A 23011-nucleotide genomic window follows, 5' to 3' on the forward strand; every position below is an offset into this window, starting at 1 on the left:
CGGATTAGGGCAATTATTCCTCATTAAATAATAACTATTGATTATCTACAATGATATAAACTTAGAAATTACTACTATGCTTCAATAGTGAATTCATGAGTTTTTAAATCAGCTTTTATAATTGCAATGTGTTCTCCGCATTTTCTAGTTATTACAAGTTTACTTCCATCAACTTCAGTAATACATTCTCCCTCTAATCCAAAAGCAAGATTATTATTTCTAAATTTCATTAAATCTCTCATATCATTTACTATTTTTCTGTTATTAAAATTTTCTCTGATTTCTTCCTTTGAGTAATAATGACGATTTATATCTCTTCCATTCTTAGTTGATTCCATTAGCTCAATATCATTTTCACCTGCAAGCATTCCTACATAATAAACTTGCGGTATACCTGGTGCGAAGAATTGTATTGCACGAGCTAATAAATATGCTTTATCATTATTTCCTAATGCTGAATAATAAGTACAATTAACTTGATAAATATCTAAGTTATTGTAAGCTGCTGTATTGTAAATCTTTTTAACATTTGCACCTTTTGTGAACATAGCTTCCTTAGTTTCTTCTATTTCTTCATCTGTCATTAAGTCCTTTACATCAACAATACCAATGCCATCATGAGTATCTAAAGTTGTAAATTGCTTCATTGGACTCATATCAAGCCATCTCTTTAAATTATCACCTTTCCCTGAATATAAAGCATTTAAAACCAAAACTGGAAGAGCAAAATCATAAATCCAAAAACCTTTTTCTGAAATCTTATGTTGTATAGTATAGTGTTCATGAATTTCTGGTAATATGTCTACCCCATATTCTTTAACCGTATCTTGAATTTCATAAAGTAAATTCCACATTTCTGGCTCAATGAAGAAACAGCTTGTCCCCGATTTCTTTATAGCATATGCAAAAGCATCTAAACGAATAATTGATGCTCCATTTTTACACATTGATATTAGTGTATCTTTAATAAATTCTCTTGCAACTTTTGAATCCATGTTTAAATCAATTTGTTCCTCTGCAAAAGTGCACCAGAGTTTTTCCTTGCTTCCATCTTTAAATTCAACTTCATAGTAAGGTGCTCTTGGTTTTCTTTTATAAATTGCACCTACTTGTTCATCGGTTGGCTCACCATTTTCCCAAAAGTCTTTATATCTTATAAAAAAATCCTTATATTTTGATTCATCTTTCTTTTCTTGAAAGTCCTTAAATAATTCAGATTGCCTTGAAATATGATTCACCATGAAATCATACATTAAATATTTATCCTTACTTATTTCTTTAACATCGTCAATTGTACCAAAGGCTTCATCTACCACATCATACCTCATAGGTGCAAAGCCTCTATCTCCTGATGACGGAAAGAAAGGTAGTATGTGAACACCTCCTATTGCATCAGAATAATGTTCATCTAAAACATCCTTTAATTCCCTTAAATTCTTTCCTAAACTATCTGCATAAGTTATTAGCATAATTTCATTTTTGATTTTACTCATAATATACTCTCTCCTATTCTCTAATTAGGGTTACCTCTTCCAAAACATTAAAATTTGAAACTAGAAATTAATGTGGAAACGATAACTATTCTAACTAGATTATATATATACTACTTCAATAATAATATATTATTATGTAGCAAAAGTATGGAGAAATGTTATATTCCCAAACATCATTCTAATAATCCTTGAAAATATATTGATTTTGAAATATAAATTAAATGACTGACAAATATAGGATTTATGTAGTAATATATTATTAGAGGTGATGAACATGAAGGTTGCTATATTTAATGGAACTGTTGCTACAACAAATGGTGTTTATAAGATAAGTGATATAGATGTTGAATCTGCAAGAAAGCTTTTATCTAAGAACGGATTCATATCTGCAATAGGGCACGAATCAACAGCAGAGGCTATCGCAGATACACTTAATATGGATATTAAAATGAATCGTATAAATTTTAAACAAGAAGTAGGGCAAAAAGCTATAGTTTTTAAATTAAATGTGAGGCCTCCAGAGGGATCAGTCTTGTCGAGGGATGAAATAGAAAAAATAGGCTATTCATTTAAGTTAATGGAGCGATTAGAATGAATAGAAAATTTTCAACTTAGAATTGTAATTGGTTTATTGTATCTACAGATACTCTTACTCTGAAAAGATAAATGGTATCGCCAAATATTCTAAAAAGCAGTTCTTTCCAATTTAGCTTGTTAAAATAAAATTAAGTATGATGAATTGGATGATACCTGCTTTTCAGTGCCTTCAATTATATTCCAGTAGTCCTATAGAACATTATACCTATTTGATATGAAACCCACACATTTCAGTAGATAAACTTAAATCTACGTTCTGCTATTTATCTATATAACATACTTAATTTCTTTATTTTCAAATAAGTCCTCTATTTCTTTTATAAAGAATTGTTTCATTTCATCTATATTTTCTTTTGGATAGACGTACTTTCCATATCCAAATTGACCATATTTGAATTTACGCTCTTCATCACTCATTGGTAATTCACTTTCTGGAAAAACCTGAAGTATTATATTTTTTGCTGTTGATGTGTAACGATGCGATATTATCTCAAAGGTCACTGGAGTTTTTAAATCCTTTGGCAGATTTTTACTTAAACTTAACAATAAATCATGATATTCTTCTTTCCAATTTGGATAAATGAACACAGGTGCAACTAAAAAACCAATTGGATATCCTGCTTTAGCCGCCTTTATACTAGCTTCTATCCTTAAGTCACGAGAAGCTGTTGCATGCTCATACTTATTAATAACTGATGATGTATTAATGCTAAATCTCATTTCAGTATGACCATTATGTTCTAAATCCAATAGTGAATCTATATCATTATACTTTGTCACGAATCTAAATCTAGCATTTTCATACTTACCAAAAAATACGATAGCCTTTTCAAGTGAATGAGTATAAGGTTCCACTGGTATTGGATCTGATGTAGCTGCACCTTCAAATATGGTTATTTCAGGCAACCTTTCATCTATATACTTCTGAGCTTGACTTAAAATCTCATCAATATTTACATGTACCTTCACAAAAGGTTTATCTCCGAGTTTTGTATTTAAATAACAATATTCACATTGCCCCATGCACCCTGATATTAGTGGTAATTGATAATGGGCCGAAGGCTTACAGGATTGAAATTTCAGACTCTTCTTTGTTCCAACCACTAAAGTCTTTTTTCCTTCCCTATACTGGGCATAAAAATCTTCTCCAGGAATATGCTGTTTTAATTTATTTGAAGTAATATTGATAATCTCAACATCCTCTTTATCTTTAAACTTATTCAAAATATTTTTAGCTGCCTCATAATCTAATGAATCTTTTTCAAATATAACTCTTTTAGGTATAAACATATTTTTTCAAAAAACCAGCATATATACGCTGGTTCCTTTTCTCCTCTCTTTATATTTATATTATGTGTTTGTTTATATAAAGCTAGTATTTGCTAAAAATTATATTATATATACCTAAATTTACTTTTAATTATTTGATATTATTTTGTGTTTTATAATTGTTTATTCTATCCTTAAGCTCGTTTACATTAGGTTTCCTATCTATTGATATTTCTTGCTTATTATCCGATTTATAAATAACAGGAACTGGCTCCCCTTCTTTTAAGAACGCTAATTCTGCATAACGAATAACTGTTGTTACTTCCCCTAAAAATTTACTTCCATTCTGCTCTAAAACATCAAGTTCCAATTTGACTTCTTCTAATTTTCTTGAATGCTTCTTTCCTGTTTCTGTTACCTTTCTAATAAGTCCCACACTTTTAACCCCATTAGCCAGAGCTTTCTTATATCTTACTTCCCTTGAAATCATTGTTATAATTATTATCGCTAAAGGAATAAGTAATGCTAAAGTTGGAATCATTAATGGCAATCCAGCACTAACTCCTCTCTCATTTGTTTTAGTTAAAAAATTCTGCATAATAATAAATAAACTAAAACCAGTAGCTGCCACAATTAAAATTGCTGATAGATAATTTTTATCTTGTTTCATATTTATTCTCCCTTTTTTATATTTTAATGTAAATTCTAATACTCTATTTATAAAGATTTTTCTTATTTTAAGAGTTTTAATTTTTTTTATTCAAATAAAGAAATTTAATTCTATCCCGATTTAGTATTCATATCTAAATATGACTTCATAGTGTCATTGTTAACGTTAAACATTTTGAGTTTATTGCTCCTTTCTACAAAAATAATCTGTAGAATACTTGTTTCAGCTTTATTATAACATAAATAATAAACTTAATTAATAAATTAAATATGTAATTATACTGTATTTTTACCATTGGATACAATTAATCTAAAACATTTGTATACATTTTCATTTTATAAAATCCTTTTACATAATAAGCATTATTTATAATAAAAGTTCTACACAAAGACCACTATTCTAAGATGACTTAGAACAGTGGTCTTTAAAATTATATATAAACTTTACTTAAAAATATTTTATATTAATTAAAAGTTTAGTTACCTCTGAAATTCAACTGTATTTAGCATATCTTCAAATGACTTCATATTTTCATCCGAAATCTTTTTCACAGCTGAAATTGTAAATATATAAGACTTACCATCATTAAGGAATGTAACTTGATAAGTTGGTATATCTGTTCCCTGGTTCTTTTGAACAAAATAAGTAACTCTTTTACATAAACTAAACCTAATCTTCTTAAAGTGTAAATATTCCTTTAATCTATCCCTTATTATTTAAATCACTCTTTTACATTTGCCTAAAAAGATAGATACGAAATTTTACCCCAATTCTATTTTATAATAGCATCCATATTAGTAAAAAACAACTTTAAATTACTTTAATTGGATGATATAATGTACTTTGTTAACTACTATAACTTAAAATGATAGGGGTAAAAAATAATGAAGAAAAAAAGAATAATTGGTTTTTTAGCATTGGTGGCGTTACTATTTAGTTTTTTATTTAGTGGATGCTTTGATAGTAATGCAGCAAAAAATTCAGCTGACATTTACTGTTCACTAATATTTAAATCTGATGCTAAAGATATTCAAAAGATAGGGGTATCTGACTCTGAGAAAGACAATATAGTAAAAGAATACGAAGATAAAATTAAGGATCAATTGAGAAAAAATGTTCTTTTGATGCAATATTCAGCTTCAGATGAACAATTAAATTCTATATGTGAAGCATATAAAGAAGCACTTTCAAAGATTACCTATGAAACAAAGCAAATTTCTAAATCTGGTGACGAAGCCGAAGTAGAAATTTCAACTACTAATTTTGATATTAAAAAAATCGATGAACAAGCAGCAATGGATGCTTTAGATGAAACGGATAAGATGGACTTTACAAGTAATGAAGAGGAAAATAAAAAATTTGGTGAAATATATTTAAACAAGCTTGCAGAAGGATTAAAAAATGCAGAAGTGAGCTCTGATAAATCTTCAAATACATTTAAATTTAAAAAAGTTAATAGATATTGGATTGCAGATGATCAAACTAATTTCGGGTACAAGTTAGTTGAATTAGCAGTAAATAAAGATAATCCTAATCTTAATATTGATGAAGAAAGTATCTCACCAAAAGAAAGTGCTGAAGTTCTTTGGAACTTAGTAATTAAGGAAGATAGTAGCGGCATGGAGAAACTTGGTTACAGCAAAGCTTTTGGCGAAAGAATAATTAGGAATATAAATAAAAATGATTTTAAAACTTTCAAAAAAGAATCTGGACAATCTGGTATTTCATTATCAGATGATCAACTTCAAGGAATGATAACTGCTCTAAGAAGTGCTATAAGTAAAAACTCGGTTAATTTTGAAGAAGTGTCTAAAACAGATAATTCTGCACAAGTTAAAGTATCATCAACATTTATAGATAGAAATCAAATCTCTAAAGATGCTGTAAATATTACTACATCTCAGGCACTATCAAATGGTATTAGAGATAAACAAAAGCTTACAGAAGCTTACGTTGCAAACCTAATAGATTCAATTAATAAGGGCCAAATAAGCTCAACAACAACTGAAAATACATTCAGCTTCACCAAAGTCGGAAATATATGGTTGCCATCAGATACTACTAATTATACTGAAATCATTTCCAAAATGGTTATGAAATAATCAGAAATATCATAAAAAGCCTTAACAAACTTAAGCGATTCAGAATAGGATTTTACCTCTATTCTGAATCGCTTATTTTTTTTCTGCTATAATCTAGCCTTAAAATCTTCATATCCAAATTCTTTTATTATTTCAATACCTTTTTCTTCACTATATTTTACAATTGCAGGAAGATTAACTCCATTAAAGGTATTATTTTTAACCATTGAGTAAATAGCCATATCGCAAAATACAAGTTTATCTCCTGGCTTTAAAGGTTCTTTAAATGAATAATCTCCTATAATATCACCTGCAAGGCAAGTTGGCCCTCCAAATCTATAAGTAAATTCGAATTCATTTGGCTTTCCAGCACCTATTATATTAGGTCTATATGGCATTGCAAGTACGTCTGGCATATGACATTCCGCTGAAGTATCTAGTATAGCTATATCCATTCCATTTTTCATAGTATCTAATACTGTTGATACAAGGAATCCTGTATTTAGAGCAATTGCTTCACCTGGTTCAAGATATACTTGTACTCCATATTTATCTTTTATGAATTTAATAGATCTTATTAGTGTTTCTATATCATAATCTTCTCTAGTAATATGATGACCACCACCAAAGTTAATCCACTTCATTTTCTTGATGTATTTTCCGAATTTTTCATCCACCACTTTTATTGTACGTTCAAGGGTATCTGAATTCTGTTCACACATTGTATGAAAATGCAATCCATCTATACCTTCAAGATCTTCTTCTTCAAAGTTAGCCAAAGTAACTCCCATTCTTGAATTTTCAAAACATGGATTATATATATCTGTTTCTATCTCTGAATACTCAGGGTTAATACGAATAGCACATTCGATTTTCTTTCCTTTAAAGTTTTTGACTTTATCCTTATATTTTCTCCATTGACTAAATGAATTAAATACTATATGATCGCTATATTTCATTATCTCATCAAATTCGTCTTCTCTATATGCAGGAGAATAAATATGTACTTCCTTCCCCATCTCTTCGTATCCAAGTCTAGCTTCATGAAGAGAACTTGAAGTAACTCCTTTTAGATACTTTCCAATCAGCGGGAAAGTTGAGTACATAGAGAACGCTTTAGTTGCCAGAATAATATTGGCACCTGTTTCCTTTTGAACATAATCTAAAGTCTCCAAATTCTTCTTAAGGAGTCTCTCATCAACCAAATAACATGGTGATGGTAATTTGCTTAAATCTATATCTTTCATTAAATCACCAAACCTTTTTTCTAATTACAAGCTTCAATCACAGATTCCAATCTCTTTTCACTTGATAATTTTGTCTCTTTTCCATCATTTTATACTTTTCCCCAATATAACAACCCTTTAATGGTTCAAATTTAATTGGTCAAGCAAATTAGTTAAACGGATAAAATTACGAACTAAGTTTATATATTGAAATATAAATAATATTAGAACTGGTAGGTACTCTTTTGTGCAGTGTTGCATTTAGAATATAGATGCATAGATTTCTTCAGTAAAAGTTGTTCAAAAATGCTAGTTCAAAGTTTATCTTTGAGGCTAGCATTTTTGTGCCACTTTTACTGTTAGAAATCAGCATCTATATTCTATAGCAACCGAAACAACAGAGTACCTACCAGTTCGGTTAGTTGTCACATAGTTAAGAAGTCTGAAATTTATTCAACTAAAGTTGGATCGAAGCTTTCTTTCCATGGTAATCCCCATTTATTTAACTCTTCCATAAATGGATCTGGATCAAATTCTTCTACGTTATATACTCCTGGTTTCTTCCATAATCCTCTTAAGATTAAGCTTGCACCTATCATAGCTGGAACCCCAGTTGTATATGAAATTGCTTGAGATCCAACTTCTTTATAACATTCTTCATGATCACAAACATTGTAAACATAATATGTTTTATCTTTTCCATCTTTTTTACCTTGGAAGATACAACCTATATTAGTCTTTCCTTTTGTTCTTGGACCTAATGATGCAGGATCTGGTAATACTGCTTTAAGGAATTGTAATGGTACTATTTGCTTTCCTTCAAATTCAATTGGTTCAATTGAAGTCATACCAACATTCTCAAGTACATTTAAATGTGTTATATACTTTTGTGAGAATGTCATCCAGAATCTTATTCTCTTAATTCCTTTAATATTTATACCTAAAGATTCTAATTCTTCATGATGTAATAAATACATATCTTTTGGTCCGATTTCTGGGAAATCATAAACTCTCTTTATTTCAAGAGGTTCTGTTTCTATCCATTTTCCTTCTTCCCAATAGCTTCCTGGAGCTGTAATTTCACGAATATTGATTTCTGGGTTAAAGTTAGTTGCAAATGGATAACCATGATCACCAGCATTAGCATCTAATATATCTATATAATTTATTTCATCAAAATAATGCTTTTGAGCATAAGCACTAAACACACCAGTAACCCCTGGATCAAATCCACTTCCAAGTAATGCAGTTAAACCTGCCTTTTCAAATTTTTCTCTATATGCCCATTGCCACTTGTATTCAAATTTTGCTGTATCAAGTGGTTCATAGTTAGCTGTATCTACATAATGAACTTTTGTTTCTAAACAAGCATCCATAATTGTTAAGTCTTGATAAGGAAGTGCAAGATTTATAACAACTTCTGGTTTAAATTTATTAATAAGTGCTACTAATTCTGGTACATTATCAGCATCTACCTTTGCTGTTTGTATTTTTGTCTTAGTTTTTCCTTCTAATGAAGCTTTTATTGCATCACACTTTGATAAAGTTCTACTAGCAATACAAATTTCCTCGAACACCTCTGAATTTTGACAACATTTATGAATAGCAACGCTAGCAACACCACCAGCGCCAATAATTAAAGCTTTTCCCATTCCAATTCCTCCAATTTCTTTATAAAATGAAACTTTTCAGATGGAGCTTTATGCTCCAGCTGAATTTAGAATATTGACTTATTATTTTTTCATTATTTTCAAGTCATGAACAAAAAATTTAATTGTCCTATCTGATAATTTTTCTAATCAGTAAGTCCATTTAACATATCTCTAACGTAAGTTGGAAGTGCAAAGCACCCCACATGAAGATCTGTATTATAATATTTTGTTTTTATCCCTAACTTATTCCAAGCTTTTGCATCAAAATCCTTTATAGGGTGATACTTTTTTGAAGCAAATCCAAATAACCAATGTCCTGATGGATATGTTGGAATATGTGCTTGATAGACCCTAATGATTGGAAAAAATTTCGTTATTTTTTCATGAGCTTCTTTCATTGCAGCTGCATCATTATCATAGTATGGACTTTCATGTTGATTAACTAAAATTCCATCTTCTTTTAACGCTTTATAGCAATTTCCATAAAACTCCTTAGTAAATAATCCTTCTCCTGGTCCAAACGGATCTGTTGAATCAACTATGATTAAATCATATTCATTCTCTTTATCTCTTATAAATTTCAAACCATCTTCATAGAATACATTAACCCTTTTATCATCAAGCTTACATGATGTTACCGGAAAGTATTCTCTGCAAATATCAACAACTCTTTTATCAATTTCAACCATATCTATCTTTTCAACTGTACTGTATCTTGTAAGTTCTCTTATTGTTCCACCGTCACCAGCGCCTATAACTAAAACATTCTTAATATTTGGATTGGTTGCCATTGGTACATGAACTATCATATCATGGTAAATAAATTCATCTTTTTCAGTTACCATCATTAATCCATCTAATGTAAAAAACCTTCCGAATTCCTTAGCTTCAAGTACATCTATTCTTTGGAATTCAGTTTTTTCAGTATGTATTTCTTTTTCAACTTTAATTGAAAATCTTACATTTTCTGTGTGTTGTTCTGTATACCATAATTCCATTTACTTGTCCTCCACAATATTAATATTCTCAATTTTAGTGTCTTCTGTTCCAGTTAAAAAGCAGCCTTTTTCTTTTGCATAATTTATGTAGTCTAATATTTCTTTTGTTATTTTTTCTCCTGGAGCAAGAATTGGTATTCCTGGTGGATAACACATTACAAATTCAGCACATATTTTCTCATTGCTTTCATTTAGCGGCACTGAAGTTTTTTGAGAATAAAATGCTTCCTGAGGAGTTAGTACAACTTCAGGATCTATATACTCATGATCAAACATTCCAATTTTGTCTTTTGAATGCAATCTCTTAATTTCAGATAATGAAGAGATTAATCTTTCAATTGCAAGACTACGATCTCCAACAGAAATAATAGCTAAAATATTTGCGATATCTCCCAATTCAATTTGTATACCATACTCATCTCTTAATAGATCATATACTTCTATTCCGGCGAGACCTATTTCTCTAGTGAATACAGATAACTTCGTTATGTCAAAGTCATAAACAGCATCATTATCAATTAATTCCTTTGAAAAAGCATAATACCCGCCTATTTTATTTATTTCCCCTCTAGCATATTCAGAGATTTTCTTTACTTTATCAAAAATTTCTTTTCCATGTAATACAAGATCTCTTCTTGCCAAATCAAGTGATGACATTAAAAGATATGAACCACTTGTTGTCTGAGTCAAATTAATTATTTGACGAACATATCCTATTGCTAAATCGCAATTTAAGAGTAGAAAAGAACTTTGAGTTAAAGATCCTCCAGTCTTATGCATACTGACTGCTGCCATATCTGCCCCTGCATCAACTGCTGACAAAGGCATATCATCACCAAAATAAAAATGTGTTCCATGAGCTTCATCTACTAACACGTACATTCCATTTTCATGGGCAAGTTTCGTAATTTCTTTTAAATTTGAACAAATCCCATAATAAGTAGGATTATTTACAAATATCGCTTTTGCGTCTGGGTTTTCTTTAATTGCTTTTTTTACATCTTCAACTGACATCCCAAGTGGTATTCCAAGTTGTTTATTGGTTCCTGGATTTATATAAACCGGAATTGCTCCGCTAATTATTAAAGCATTTATAGCACTTCTATGCACATTACGAGGCATTATAATCTTTTCACCTTTTTTACATACACTCATAACCATAGCCTGAACTGCAGAACTTGTTCCATTAACCATTAAAAATGCGTGTTTAGAACCAAATGCATCAGCCGCAAGTTCCTCAGCTTCTCTTATAACCGATACCGGGTGAATAAGATTATCGAGTGGTTTCATTGAATTTACATCTACTGAAAGACATTGCTCTCCCAAGAATTCTCTAAGCATATCATTTCCTCGGCCCTGCTTATGACCCGGTACATCAAATGGAACCACTCTAGCTTTCTTATATTCTATTAATGCCTCATAGATTGGTGCTCTTGAGTGGGATTCTTTGTTTTTCATCGTATACATCCCTCCCCGTTAATATATATTAGTTCCACTAAAAATCTCAATCATCTCTCTTCTTAAGTTGTTTTCAATTTCAAGTCTTTGCTTTGGCTTGATTTCATAAACATCTCTATTAAAAAGGTAATTTTGAAGTTCAATTTCTTTAATTAGCATTTTAGTGTGAAATATATTTGATTGATATACATTTATATCCATTGCATCATACTTTTTCAAGGTATTTTCATCAATATAATCTTGTATTGATGTTATTTTATGATCTATAAATAATTTTTTGCCATCAACATCTCGGGTAAAACCTCTGACACGATAATCTATCGTTATGATGTCTGAATCAAAACTTCCTATAAGATAGTTTAGTGCATTTAGCGGAGAAACTTCTCCACAAGTGGCTACATCAATATCAACACGAAAAGTAGCAATTGAATTATCTGGATGATATTCTGGATAAGTATGCACAGTAACATGGCTTTTATCTAAATGCCCTACTACTGTATCTCTAGTTTTTAAAATGTCAATTTCACCTTTATTACAAGATGCATCTATTTCTTTGACTGCTAGCGTTTGCTCTGATACTAAAATAGTCACACTTGCTCCCTGAGGATCATAATCTTGCTTCGAAATATTAAGTACATGCGCACCGATACTTTCCGTTACATCACACAGAATTCTTGTAAGTCTTTCTGAATTGTATTGCTCATCAATATAAGCAATATAGTCCTTTTGCTCGCGCTCACTTTTTGCATAGCATACATCATAGATGTTAAAGCTAAGTGTTTTGGTGAGGTTGTTAAAGCCGTATAACTTCAGCTTGTTTTCCAACCCTAACATCACAACCTTTCTGACCCAAATTAAATTATAGTTGCATTAGAATTTGTTTCAAAAACTTATTCACTAAAATCATACATATTCTAATGTTTATAACCTTCAAATACTCAACTTCTAGTTTACCTTGAAACATCTTTATTATACAACATTGACATTTTACTATATTATCTTTAAAATTGCTACTATTTATGACAATATTTCTTTAATATACTTGATAAATTTATTTAAAGTCCCTTATGCTTTATTTTGGTTTAAAATCCTTCTTATTTCTCATGTATATAAATAAAGTAATAATTAACTATTTTTTCTTAAAGCTCTTTCTTTTACATATTGATTATATTCTTCTATTGAATAAACTTCTGGTTCTCTTACTTCTTCCAAGAAATGTGAAGCCTCTGCATCTGCATTACTAAATGCCAAAACTGACTTATGCATTTCTATTGCCTTATTGTAGTCTCTATATTCATCCTTTGGAACATAAGCACCCATATGCCATCTTATCATTAAACATTCTTCTAATGATAACTTGACAAATTGTTGAAGTAAAATTACACTTTTCTCTCCATGCCCTAAAGGAATTTTATCGTCAAATTCATAGGCTGCATATCCTATCCACTTTCCTGTCATCTCATCTTTTTTTAATCTCATAGTTTTCTCATAAAAATTACACTTACACAAATCATGCAGATATCCTGTTAAATACATTGTATCATGACTCAAACCTAGCTTATATTGCTTGTTTTTTTGAATTAATAATTCAACAACATTATCAGAGTGAAGTGCTAATCCTCCATCAAAGTTTGAATGAAACTTAGTAGATGCTGGGGCTGTAAAATAATCGGTTCTTTCTAAAAGATATTTTATTAATTCATCTATCCCATCTCTTTTAATCGAGCTCAATCTTTCTAATATCTTATCTTTCAATTCTTGCATTTCTTTTGCTGCCTTAGCTTTTGTCATTTCCTTTAAGTCACTTAAATCACTCATGAATACATCTCCTTACATTAATCAACTTATAATTATTATTTTTTTCCTCTAAGCACATATCTATTCATTATTATGCTTCTTTTACTATTTTAACACTTTTAAGAAAAAACTCATATCATTGAATTCAATGATATGAGTTTTCTAGTTAAAAATATTCTTTCTTTATTTTAATAGTAAAATATTTCATAGAGTTTATAAGCAAATTTTATTTTAAAAAGCATTTTATTCTTCTACTACTGGCAAGACGCTTAAATTGTTTGACTCATCATCATCTCTTAAGCTCCTTAAATATTCCTCACCTTTTCTTGATGTCGAGACAGATACTCCAGATATAGCCCCCTCTTTAGCTAGTTCCACGCCTCTTTCTTTAGTTATTCTCTCTCCATTTGAAAGTTCATATCCTGTTATCTCACCCGAATGCTTTATTATAGCCTTTATAGAGCTTTTTTCCACATTTGACTGTGAATCTTCATTATCACTTAACTTTATGTCAGTATTTGCTACAGCAGCATTATGAATAAAGTCATATGTTAATCCCATTGAAGATACATTATATTTATCCTCCATACAAACACCTCCTATTTTCTATATAAGCATATGGGTATATTTCTAAACCCTGTTTTTTAATTTTTTAAAATACACTTGCTGAATAATTAAAATATAGCAAGTCAGTATTTTAGTATATTTTCTTTTATATGCCTATTCTAAAAACCTTTAGTGTTATATTGTCCAATAAAAATACTTTAATGCATTCTATTATTTACTATTTAAATATTGATATCAAATTTTTGTAATTCATCTTCCAGTTTCCTTGGTTCCTTTAAAACTATTCCTTTTAATCCAAGCTTAATAGCAGCTTCGATATTTTGCTCCATATCATCTATAAATAAAGTTTCACCTGGTTCTAAGTTATATCTATATAGTATCTTCTCATAAATTTCTTTTTCAGGTTTAAGTAATTTCTCTTTATAAGAAACCACTCCTCCTTCAAATAATTTAAATAAGTCGTATTTATTATTTATATATTCAAAAGCTGCTAGATGAAAATTAGATAGATAATAAATTTTATAACCTTTTTGCTTTAGTTTTTTTAATGTATTCACACTGCTTTCTATTGGAATCAGTATATCGTACCAATTTTCAAAGACTTTATTAATTAACTCTTCACTTTCAGTGTTTCTATTAATTATATTTCTTTTAGCATCTTCTTCACAAATTGTTCCTCTATCAAGCATCGGCCATTCATCACTCTGAAATATACATTTATATATTTCTTCTACTTTTTCTTCATCAATTTTTGATTTTACATATATCTTTGGCTGAAAATCTAAAATAACATTTCCAAGATCAAATATTATATTTTTAATCATAAAAATTCTCCTAATTTTAATAATGTATTTTATTAACTATAGATATACAATTCAAGAATTGGACTTATTAGATGGACATATTTACAAGGTTGCTAAAAATTTAAATTCATATCTTCACTAGAAATCATAAATATATTTGTGTAGAAAACATTTGAAAATGAGCTGTTAAAGGTTCTTAGCTGTAGGTTGTTCCATTTTAGCTTGTCAAACTGAAAGTTGGAGCATGCTAAAGTGGGTATAACCTGCTGCTTAGAACCTTCAGCGATGTTTTCATAGCTTTTCGGAATCAAAATATTTATGATTTCGGTAAGTTATTGCATAAGTCTAAGTTTTGTTTTGGATATCTATATAATTTTATATTTGTATGATAAATTTAACTATTAATATTCCATACTAAAGGCCAATATCTTCTGCTACATTTCTCATTCCTAAAATTGTATTTTCTATAACCTTGTCTAATTCCATATCTATCATCTTGCAACCATTTAATATTACATTTCTATCTACACCTGCCGCAAACCCTTTTGCCTTAAATTTTTTCTTAACAGACTTAACTTCTAAATCCATTACGCTTTTAGATGGTCTCATTAATGCAGCCGCCCCTATAAGTCCTGTAAGTTCATCTATTGTATAAAGTACCTTCTCAGCATTACTTTCAGGCTTTATTTCATTTACTATTCCATATCCATGAGATGCAACCGCTCGTATATAACTCTCCGTAAATCCTTCTTCTCTCATTATTTCTTGAGATTTAGCACAATGCTCATCTGGATACATCTCATAATCTATATCATGAAGTAATCCAATTATTCCCCATATATCCTCATCTTCATTATAGAGTTTAGCAAAGTGTCTCATTGCCCCTTCTACTGCTAGTCCATGTTTTCTGAGTGCATCACTTTTGTTATACTTACAAAGTGCATCCCATGCCTTTTGTCTATCAATTTTTTCTTCCATATTATATAGCCCCCTTAACATATGTATATAAAATTATTTTTATTAACATTTATTTCTATATATGAAATTATATCCATGTTAATAAACATAATATCACTATGAAAATTTATAATCAATATTATTAGGACTTAAGTTATAAAATTATATATATTATACTTAAATTTCTAAATTCTAACCCAAATGTAAGAATCCTTCTTACTAGCATTTTTAAATGTAAATTTATTATTCAACTTTATAAATGCAGACTTCCTATTTGTAAGTCTGCATTTTATGGCTAATATTTTTATATTCATCCTTTAGCTTAGTAATTACTCTTTCTTCATTATATTTATTATACGGCCATATTCTAGTTTCTACTTTACATCTAATCCACTCAGCTTTTAAACATATTTGCACAAGCTCATCTATATCTCTATTTAGGCTTTCAATTTCATTTTCATAATTACTTACTATATAATCGCTTTTTTCAACTATATTATTTATTAATTGCAAATCATCTCTGTATACAGATTTGACTTCATTTTTAAGCTCTAGTAAATTTAATAAATGTGTATTATTTTTATGCTCAACATTCTTATAACTATTTGCCATAGCCAAAAATTCCTTTAATATTTTTTTTTCACTTATCACATCTATAGCTTCATAAAATTTTGTTGTTATATCTTCATTTCTTTCTGCAGATTTTATTGCATTTTTACAATAATATATTAATAAATAACTATTAAGTGTAGCTTTTAATTCTTCTACTTTTGATATTAGCTCAATATCTAGTTTTCCTGTAAAATTCAAATGCATTTTAATCAACGATACTATTTTATCTAACTCTCTTCTATATTCAACCTTATTACTTCCATCTTTAGTTCTGATATATAAGTTAGTTATATTGCTTAGCTCTTTCAAGCTTGCAATATGCGCTCTTAATGTAGTTATCCATATGACTCTAAATCTTGTAATATTATTTATGTAAAGAGTTTTCTTATTTTGAAATAAATTAAGTACTCCTGTTAAAAGAGTTATCAATATTCCAGTAAATGTAATTATATCTATTATTGCTATCTCTAGTTCTCCTATTCTCATAAAATTCTCCTAAGTTCCTTAGCTTATATTCTCTAGTTGTCTTTATTATTTCATCAACAAACATAAAAAAGAACTAAGATTACAATTCTCAGCCCTCGTTCTTGTGTTTATTTTATTCATTTTTTCCTCTTTTATTCTGTATTCTAAACATAAAATATTTTCTTTCATTAATATATATATTTCAAAAATAATTCTTCATAATAATTCTAAAAATATTGCAATAATTTTAGTTGCAATTGTGAATTGCGAAATGTGCATTGTGAATTGCAACATATATATTTTATTATAGATTAAATTTTAGTATCCTTTTATATGCCTCTGTAATAAACTATAATAAAGCAATTAACAAAAAGGTGGTAAAATGAATCCTTTATTAAGTATGATACTCAGTTCCCTTTTTAATGGAATGGGTGGCGGATTTAGAAATCCCATGATGCCTAACCAAAATGGTGGCAGCGGTCCAAATCAAATGGGTGGTAATCCTTTATTAAACATGCTTATGGGTGGCATGGGTGGCGGCATGAACCCTATGAATGGAAATCCATTAATGAACATGTTGATGGGAAATATGGGCGGATCTAACGGTTCTCCATTTAATAATCCAAATAACAACCCTAACATGAATAATGCAAATAATATGAATAGCAATGGTCCAAATATGAATAATATGGGAAATATGAACGATATTAATTCCCTATTAAGTATGCTAATGGGAAATCAAGGCAATATGCCTATGAATAATATGAATAACATGATGAATAATATGAACAATAATTCAAATAGACATTCCCATTCAAAAAAATAGTGGACATTCTAATAGGTAGCTTAAAATTTAGGCTACCTATTAAATTTTATAATAGTAAGCCTTTTCTATAAAAATATTCTAGATTTATATATTTTCAAATAATCACTTCAGAAATAATTATTATTTGTAATCTTTCTCATGAAAGATTACGCTTCTCCATCTTGTCCTATTAAGCCTTCATCTATGGAGTATATCCACAGATTTTGTATATATCTAAAAAATTCTAAATTTTCTTAATTACCTCTTTACTTTTTAATAGTAATCGCTTACTATTAAATTAAAAGGGAGGTATTAAATATGGAGAATATTAATGTATTAAAAAGTGATTTCACAAAATTATTTGCAAAAGATGCTGAAAGTGTTTTCTTTTCACCTGGAAGAGTTAATTTAATTGGAGAACATACTGATTACAATGGAGGTAATGTCTTTCCTTGCGCTCTTACTATTGGAACTTATGCTTTAGTTAGACAAAGAGAAGATAAAAATGTATTAGTTAACTCTTTAAACTTTAAAGAATTAGGAATTTTAGAATTTAGTTTAGAGAATATGATATATGAAAAACAACACGATTGGGCCAATTATCCTAAAGGTGTAATTAAAACTTTTGAAAATCATGGTTATAATATTCCTAACGGATTTGAAATACTTTTCTATGGAAATATTCCAAATGGTTCTGGATTGTCCTCTTCTGCTTCAATAGAAGTTTTGATGGGAACTATATTAAATGATTTGTTCAATTTAAATATCAACATGGTTGATATAGTAAAAATGTGTCAAGAAGCTGAAAATAAATTTATCGGTGTAAATTGTGGAATAATGGATCAATTTGCTATTGGCATGGGAAAGGAAAATTGTGCGATTCTTTTAGATTGTAATACCTTGAAATATTCATACAGTACTATTGCTATGGATGGCTACAAGATAGTAATTGCCAATACAAATAAAAAGCGTGGTCTAGCTGACTCTAAGTACAATGAAAGACGAAGTGAATGTGAAACTGCCTTAGCTGAAATACAAAAAGTTAAGAATATTAATGCTTTAGGTGAGCTTACAGAAGAAGAATTTGAAGAAGTTAAATCTTGTATTTCAGATCCTATTAAAGCAAAAAGAGCAAAACATGCAGTATATGAAAATAGAAGAACATTAAAGGCTGTAAAAGCTCTAGAAGAAAATGATTTAACTCTATTCGGAAAACTTATGAATGATTCTCACATTTCTCTAAGAGATGATTATGAAGTTACTGGAATAGAATTAGATACTTTAGTTTCTCTTGCTTGGAAAAGTGAAGGTGTAATTGGAGCTCGTATGACAGGCGCTGGTTTTGGAGGCTGCACAGTTAATATTGTTAAAGAAGACTGCATAGATTCATTTGTAGAAAAAGTTAAAGCCGAATATACAAGCAAAATTGGCTATGAACCTAGCTTCTATGTAGTTAGCATTTCAGATGGAACAAGAAAAATTGGATAAAAGATTTACTACTTAAGATTTTATTAAGTTGATTATAAGAAAGATTTAGTTTAAATTTAAAGTATAAGTCTTTAAACCAAATCAATAAAAATAAGGGAGATGTTAATATGTCAATATTAGTTTGTGGTGGTGCTGGATATATCGGCTCTCATACAGTTCATGAACTTATAAAACAAAATAAAGACGTAATAATAGTTGATAACTTACAATCAGGTCATATGAAAGCTGTAAATCCAAAAGCAAAATTTTATAAAGGTGATATAAGAGATTCTGAGTTTTTAGATAAAGTTTTTTCTGCAAATAAAATCGATGCTATTATACATTTCGCTGCTAATTCTTTAGTTGGCGAAAGTATGGTAAAACCTCTACTATATTTCAATAATAATGTATATGGTATGCAAATATTACTTGAAAGTATGGTAAAACATGATATTAAGAATATAGTTTTTTCTTCAACTGCAGCAGTATATGGAGAACCAAAGAAAATTCCTATCTCTGAAGATGATGAAACAAATCCAACTAATACCTATGGTGAAACAAAGCTGACTATGGAAAAAATGATGAAATGGGTTAGCAAAGCTAACGGAATAAATTACGTTTCTTTAAGATACTTTAATGCAGCTGGTGCACTGGAAGATGGAAGCATCGGTGAGGATCACTCTCCTGAAAGTCACTTAATACCTCTAATACTTCAAGTTCCACTTGGAAAAAGAGAAGCTATAACTGTTTTTGGAGAAGATTATGATACTCCTGATGGTACTTGTATAAGAGATTATATTCATGTACTAGACTTAGCAGACGCGCATATAAAAGCTGTTGAGTATTTACAAAACGGAAATGAAAGTAACATCTTCAATCTAGGTAATGGAATTGGCTTTAGCGTTAAAGAAATGATTGATTCAGCTAAAGAAGCAACTAGTGAAGAAATTAAAGTTGTTGTCGGCGAAAGACGTGCTGGTGATCCTGCAAGATTAATAGCTTCTAATGAAAAAGCTCAAAAGATTCTAGGCTGGACTCCTAAGTACACTGATGTAAAAGCTATAATCAAAACAGCTTGGACATGGCATAAAAATAATCCTAACGGATATGATGACAAATAGTAAAATCATATAGAATTTTAAAATTTATCTTGGGAAACTAGAGCTAACCCAAAAACTTATATGGTTCAAGTTTCCGCCACCTAGACATAGAAAAAAATAAGTCTATGAAATAAAATAACATGGACTTATTTTTTAGATATGTCTTAGATTAATACCTTTTGTTAAAATTGAGGAGGTTTTAGCATGATAAATATAAATCATGAAATAAGTAGACTTATAAACTTTGCATTGAAAAAAAATCTTATAAATAATGATGATATAATTTACTCTACCAATATGATTCTTGGAGTATTAAGCTTAAATGAATTTGAAGTTTGTGAAGTTGATGAAACTTTAGAAACTCCAACTCCTATCTTAGAAAATATCTTAGATTACGCATGTGATAATAATTTAATAGAAAATACAGTAACTGAAAGAGACTTATTTGATACTTTAATTATGAACTGCGTAATGCCAAGACCTTCTGAGGTTATAAATAACTTTAATAATTTATATAATATCTCTCCAACTAAAGCTACTGAGTACTATTATGATTTAAGCATTTCTTCTAACTATATTCGAAAAGATAGAATTGATAAGAACATAATATGGAAAGCACCAACGGAATATGGAGACTTAGATATAACAATTAATTTATCAAAGCCAGAAAAAGATCCTAGGGATATAGCAAAAGCTAAATTAGTTAAATCTAGTTCATATCCTAAATGTTTATTATGTAAAGAAAATGAAGGATTTTATGGCCATATAAATCATCCTGCCAGACAGACTCACAGAATTATACCTTTGGATTTTGATAAACAAAAATATTTCTTGCAGTATTCCCCTTATACTTATTATAATGAGCATTGTATAATTCTAAATAGCGAACATATACCTATGAAAATTAATAAGGATACTTTTAGTAATTTATTGATTTTTACTGATATACTACCTCATTACTTTGCTGGATCTAACGCTGACTTGCCTATAGTTGGAGGATCAATACTATCTCATGATCATTATCAAGGTGGTCACTACACATTTGCTATGGAGAAAGCTCCAATAGAAAAAAACTACTCCGTTAAAAATCATGAAGATGTTGAAATAGGTAGAGTCAAATGGCCTATGTCTGTTGTTAGGCTTTCAAGTAATGATAAAGATAAATTATTAGATTTAGCTGACCATATTTTAACTTCATGGAGAAGCTACTCAGATGAATCTGTAAACATATTAAGTCATACAATGGATGAACCGCATAATACTATTACTCCTATTGCAAGAAAAAGGAATAATAAATATGAGCTAGATTTAGTCTTAAGGAATAATAGAACAAGTACTGAGCACCCTCTTGGTATTTTCCATCCTCATAGTGAAGTTCATCATATTAAAAAAGAAAATATAGGACTTATAGAAGTCATGGGACTTGCAGTTCTTCCTGCAAGATTAAAAGAAGAATTAAATGTTTTAAAGGAATACTTAATTAATAGAAAAGACAACATTTTAGATGATGAAATGGTGGCAAAACATTCTGATTGGTATAAATATCTTCTAGAAAAATACTCTAATATATCTCAAGAAAACGTTGATTCTATTCTAAAAGAAGAAGTTGGATTTAAATTCTTAGAAGTATTATTTCACTCTGGAGTATTTAAAAGAAATGAAAAAGGATTTGCTGCCTTTGATAAATTTATAAATATATTATAAGGTGGAATAATTATGAAATTAACCATAGTAGATGTAGCTAAAAAAGCTAATGTATCTGTTGCGACTGTTTCAAGGGTAATGAATGGTAATTATCCAGTGAAAGAAGAAACAAGAAAAAGAGTACTTGAAGTAATAGAAGAACTTAAATATATTCCTAATATGCAAGCACGTGAGCTTACTAAGCAGAAGTCAGCTACTATAGGTGTTGTTGTTCCTAGTATCAATAATATGTTTTTCCCAGAAGTTATAAACGGGATTGAAAGCAGCTTAAAAGCAAATAATTTGTCTTTAGTTCTAGCATGTAGTAATAATGATAGTGAAGAAGAAAAATTATGCGTTAACAATTTATTATCTAGGAATGTATCTGGAATAATAGTTATTGACCCAAATACAGAAAATATTAAATCTAAATTTTTTCATAATATTTCGAAACAAACTCCCATTGTTTTTGTTAATGGACATTCAGTGTCCACAAATATTTCATCTGTTGTAAATGATGAGGCTATGGGCGCAAGTATGGCTTTAAATTATTTATTAGAAAAAAATCATAAAGACATACTATTTGTTAGAGGAAAAGATAGTTATTCTTATGACATAAAGGAAAAAGTTTATACAGAAATAATGGAAGACATAAATAATTTTAATCCACAAAATATTATCAACATAGGAAATGGAAATAGTAGTGAAACTGTTGATAACACTGTTAATATCTTCCTAAATATCCTTGAAGCATCTACTGCAACTGCAGTTCTTGCGTGCAATGACCTTATGGCTGTTGGTGTACTTAACGCTTGCAAAAAACTAAATATAGATGTACCAAATAAATTATCTATTATAGGATTCGATAATATAGATTTGAGTAAATTTGTAGAACCTAAGTTAACTACTATAGATCAAAACATGTTTCTTCTTGGCTCAAATGCAGCAACACTGCTATTAGAAAAAATAGAATGTGATAATTCTTGCAGCAAGAGAATTATTCTTATGAATACTTTAATTGAGCGCGATACTGTAACCTCTATTTAATATATTTATTAAAATAAATAATGCATTTGTTATAGTTACTGATTATTTTTAATGTAACATATACCAAAGCATTATTTTTTTAATTTAATCATAAATAAGTTTATAACTGAATTCTATTTACATAGAATTTACTCTTACATACGGAATTTAACTTTTCATTTTAGTTTTTTTATCAAAACTTTAAAATGAATTCATTGCCACAGAACATATATTCGTATATAATATTTTTAACGAATATATGTTCTTTTTCTATTTGTATATGTT

20 protein-coding genes are annotated in these 23011 nt (G+C 29.2%); 7 read left to right on the plus strand and 13 right to left on the minus strand.

Features of this window, described 5'->3' with window-relative positions; genetic code table 11:
- Positions 1 to 74 precede the first annotated feature (74 nt).
- Positions 75 to 1493: a sucrose phosphorylase gene (gtfA, locus tag ACJDTP_RS17630; protein WP_406761978.1), complete on the minus strand. Its 1419-nt coding sequence runs from the start codon at positions 1491 to 1493 to the stop codon at positions 75 to 77.
- A gap of 274 nt (positions 1494 to 1767) precedes the next feature.
- Between gtfA and ACJDTP_RS17635 the strand changes: the two genes are divergently transcribed.
- On the plus strand, positions 1768 to 2088 hold the full coding sequence (locus ACJDTP_RS17635) for a YddF family protein (RefSeq protein WP_171772576.1): 321 nt from the start codon (positions 1768 to 1770) through the stop codon (positions 2086 to 2088).
- Positions 2089 to 2357: 269 nt separating this feature from the next.
- Here the strand turns inward: ACJDTP_RS17635 and splB are convergent, their stop codons facing one another.
- Positions 2358 to 3380, minus strand: a complete 1023-nt coding sequence (gene splB, locus ACJDTP_RS17640; RefSeq protein WP_406761979.1) for a spore photoproduct lyase — start codon at positions 3378 to 3380, stop codon at positions 2358 to 2360.
- Positions 3381 to 3510: 130 nt separating this feature from the next.
- Complete coding sequence (locus ACJDTP_RS17645; RefSeq protein ID WP_406761980.1) at positions 3511 to 4029, minus strand: hypothetical protein; 519 nt, start codon at positions 4027 to 4029, stop codon at positions 3511 to 3513.
- Positions 4030 to 4913: 884 nt separating this feature from the next.
- On the opposite strand from ACJDTP_RS17645, the gene ACJDTP_RS17650 reads away from it, so the two are divergent.
- Positions 4914 to 6131, plus strand: coding sequence for a DUF5105 domain-containing protein (locus ACJDTP_RS17650; RefSeq protein WP_406761981.1), 1218 nt, complete (start codon positions 4914 to 4916; stop codon positions 6129 to 6131).
- An 86-nt stretch (positions 6132 to 6217) separates the two neighbouring features.
- Here the strand turns inward: ACJDTP_RS17650 and nspC are convergent, their stop codons facing one another.
- The 10 genes from nspC to ACJDTP_RS17700 form a co-directional block, all read right to left on the minus strand.
- On the minus strand, positions 6218 to 7357 hold the full coding sequence (gene nspC, locus ACJDTP_RS17655; RefSeq protein ID WP_406761982.1) for a carboxynorspermidine decarboxylase: 1140 nt from the start codon (positions 7355 to 7357) through the stop codon (positions 6218 to 6220).
- Between the two features lie 428 nt (positions 7358 to 7785).
- Positions 7786 to 8988: a saccharopine dehydrogenase family protein gene (locus ACJDTP_RS17660; RefSeq protein WP_077838883.1), complete on the minus strand. Its 1203-nt coding sequence runs from the start codon at positions 8986 to 8988 to the stop codon at positions 7786 to 7788.
- Positions 8989 to 9131: 143 nt separating this feature from the next.
- Positions 9132 to 9986, minus strand: coding sequence for a polyamine aminopropyltransferase (speE, locus tag ACJDTP_RS17665; RefSeq protein ID WP_406761983.1), 855 nt, complete (start codon positions 9984 to 9986; stop codon positions 9132 to 9134).
- The gene (locus tag ACJDTP_RS17670) at positions 9987 to 11444 is read right to left on the minus strand and encodes an aminotransferase class I/II-fold pyridoxal phosphate-dependent enzyme (RefSeq protein ID WP_406761984.1); all 1458 of its coding nucleotides are present in this window, start codon (positions 11442 to 11444) and stop codon (positions 9987 to 9989) included. It lies immediately after the preceding gene.
- An 18-nt stretch (positions 11445 to 11462) separates the two neighbouring features.
- A complete protein-coding gene (speD, locus tag ACJDTP_RS17675; RefSeq protein WP_170816507.1) occupies positions 11463 to 12281 on the minus strand; it encodes an adenosylmethionine decarboxylase in 819 nt (272 codons plus the stop codon).
- A 288-nt stretch (positions 12282 to 12569) separates the two neighbouring features.
- Positions 12570 to 13262: a hypothetical protein gene (locus ACJDTP_RS17680; protein ID WP_065419008.1), complete on the minus strand. Its 693-nt coding sequence runs from the start codon at positions 13260 to 13262 to the stop codon at positions 12570 to 12572.
- 222 nt (positions 13263 to 13484) lie between these two features.
- Positions 13485 to 13829: a DUF3892 domain-containing protein gene (locus ACJDTP_RS17685; protein WP_406761985.1), complete on the minus strand. Its 345-nt coding sequence runs from the start codon at positions 13827 to 13829 to the stop codon at positions 13485 to 13487.
- A 200-nt stretch (positions 13830 to 14029) separates the two neighbouring features.
- On the minus strand, positions 14030 to 14632 hold the full coding sequence (locus tag ACJDTP_RS17690) for an HAD family hydrolase (RefSeq protein WP_406761986.1): 603 nt from the start codon (positions 14630 to 14632) through the stop codon (positions 14030 to 14032).
- Positions 14633 to 15025: 393 nt separating this feature from the next.
- Positions 15026 to 15589 (minus strand): HDIG domain-containing metalloprotein, encoded by a 564-nt coding sequence (locus ACJDTP_RS17695; protein WP_173709045.1) that lies wholly within the window; start codon positions 15587 to 15589, stop codon positions 15026 to 15028.
- Positions 15590 to 15838: 249 nt separating this feature from the next.
- Positions 15839 to 16666 (minus strand): hypothetical protein, encoded by an 828-nt coding sequence (locus ACJDTP_RS17700; RefSeq protein WP_077842122.1) that lies wholly within the window; start codon positions 16664 to 16666, stop codon positions 15839 to 15841.
- 361 nt (positions 16667 to 17027) lie between these two features.
- Between ACJDTP_RS17700 and ACJDTP_RS17705 the strand changes: the two genes are divergently transcribed.
- The 5 genes from ACJDTP_RS17705 (at position 17028) to ACJDTP_RS17725 (ending at position 22747) form a co-directional block, all read left to right on the plus strand.
- A complete protein-coding gene (locus tag ACJDTP_RS17705; protein WP_077842123.1) occupies positions 17028 to 17471 on the plus strand; it encodes an RNA-binding protein in 444 nt (147 codons plus the stop codon).
- Positions 17472 to 17768: 297 nt separating this feature from the next.
- Positions 17769 to 18938 (plus strand): galactokinase, encoded by a 1170-nt coding sequence (locus tag ACJDTP_RS17710; RefSeq protein ID WP_012060575.1) that lies wholly within the window; start codon positions 17769 to 17771, stop codon positions 18936 to 18938.
- Between the two features lie 107 nt (positions 18939 to 19045).
- A complete protein-coding gene (galE, locus tag ACJDTP_RS17715; RefSeq protein ID WP_406761987.1) occupies positions 19046 to 20038 on the plus strand; it encodes a UDP-glucose 4-epimerase GalE in 993 nt (330 codons plus the stop codon).
- Between the two features lie 183 nt (positions 20039 to 20221).
- On the plus strand, positions 20222 to 21721 hold the full coding sequence (gene galT, locus ACJDTP_RS17720; RefSeq protein WP_406761988.1) for a UDP-glucose--hexose-1-phosphate uridylyltransferase: 1500 nt from the start codon (positions 20222 to 20224) through the stop codon (positions 21719 to 21721).
- Positions 21722 to 21733: 12 nt separating this feature from the next.
- A complete protein-coding gene (locus ACJDTP_RS17725; RefSeq protein ID WP_406761989.1) occupies positions 21734 to 22747 on the plus strand; it encodes a LacI family DNA-binding transcriptional regulator in 1014 nt (337 codons plus the stop codon).
- Positions 22748 to 23011: the final 264 nt, after the last annotated feature.

The sequence above is a fragment of the Candidatus Clostridium helianthi genome (assembly GCF_045310795.1).
Taxonomy (GTDB): domain Bacteria; phylum Bacillota; class Clostridia; order Clostridiales; family Clostridiaceae; genus Clostridium; species Clostridium helianthi.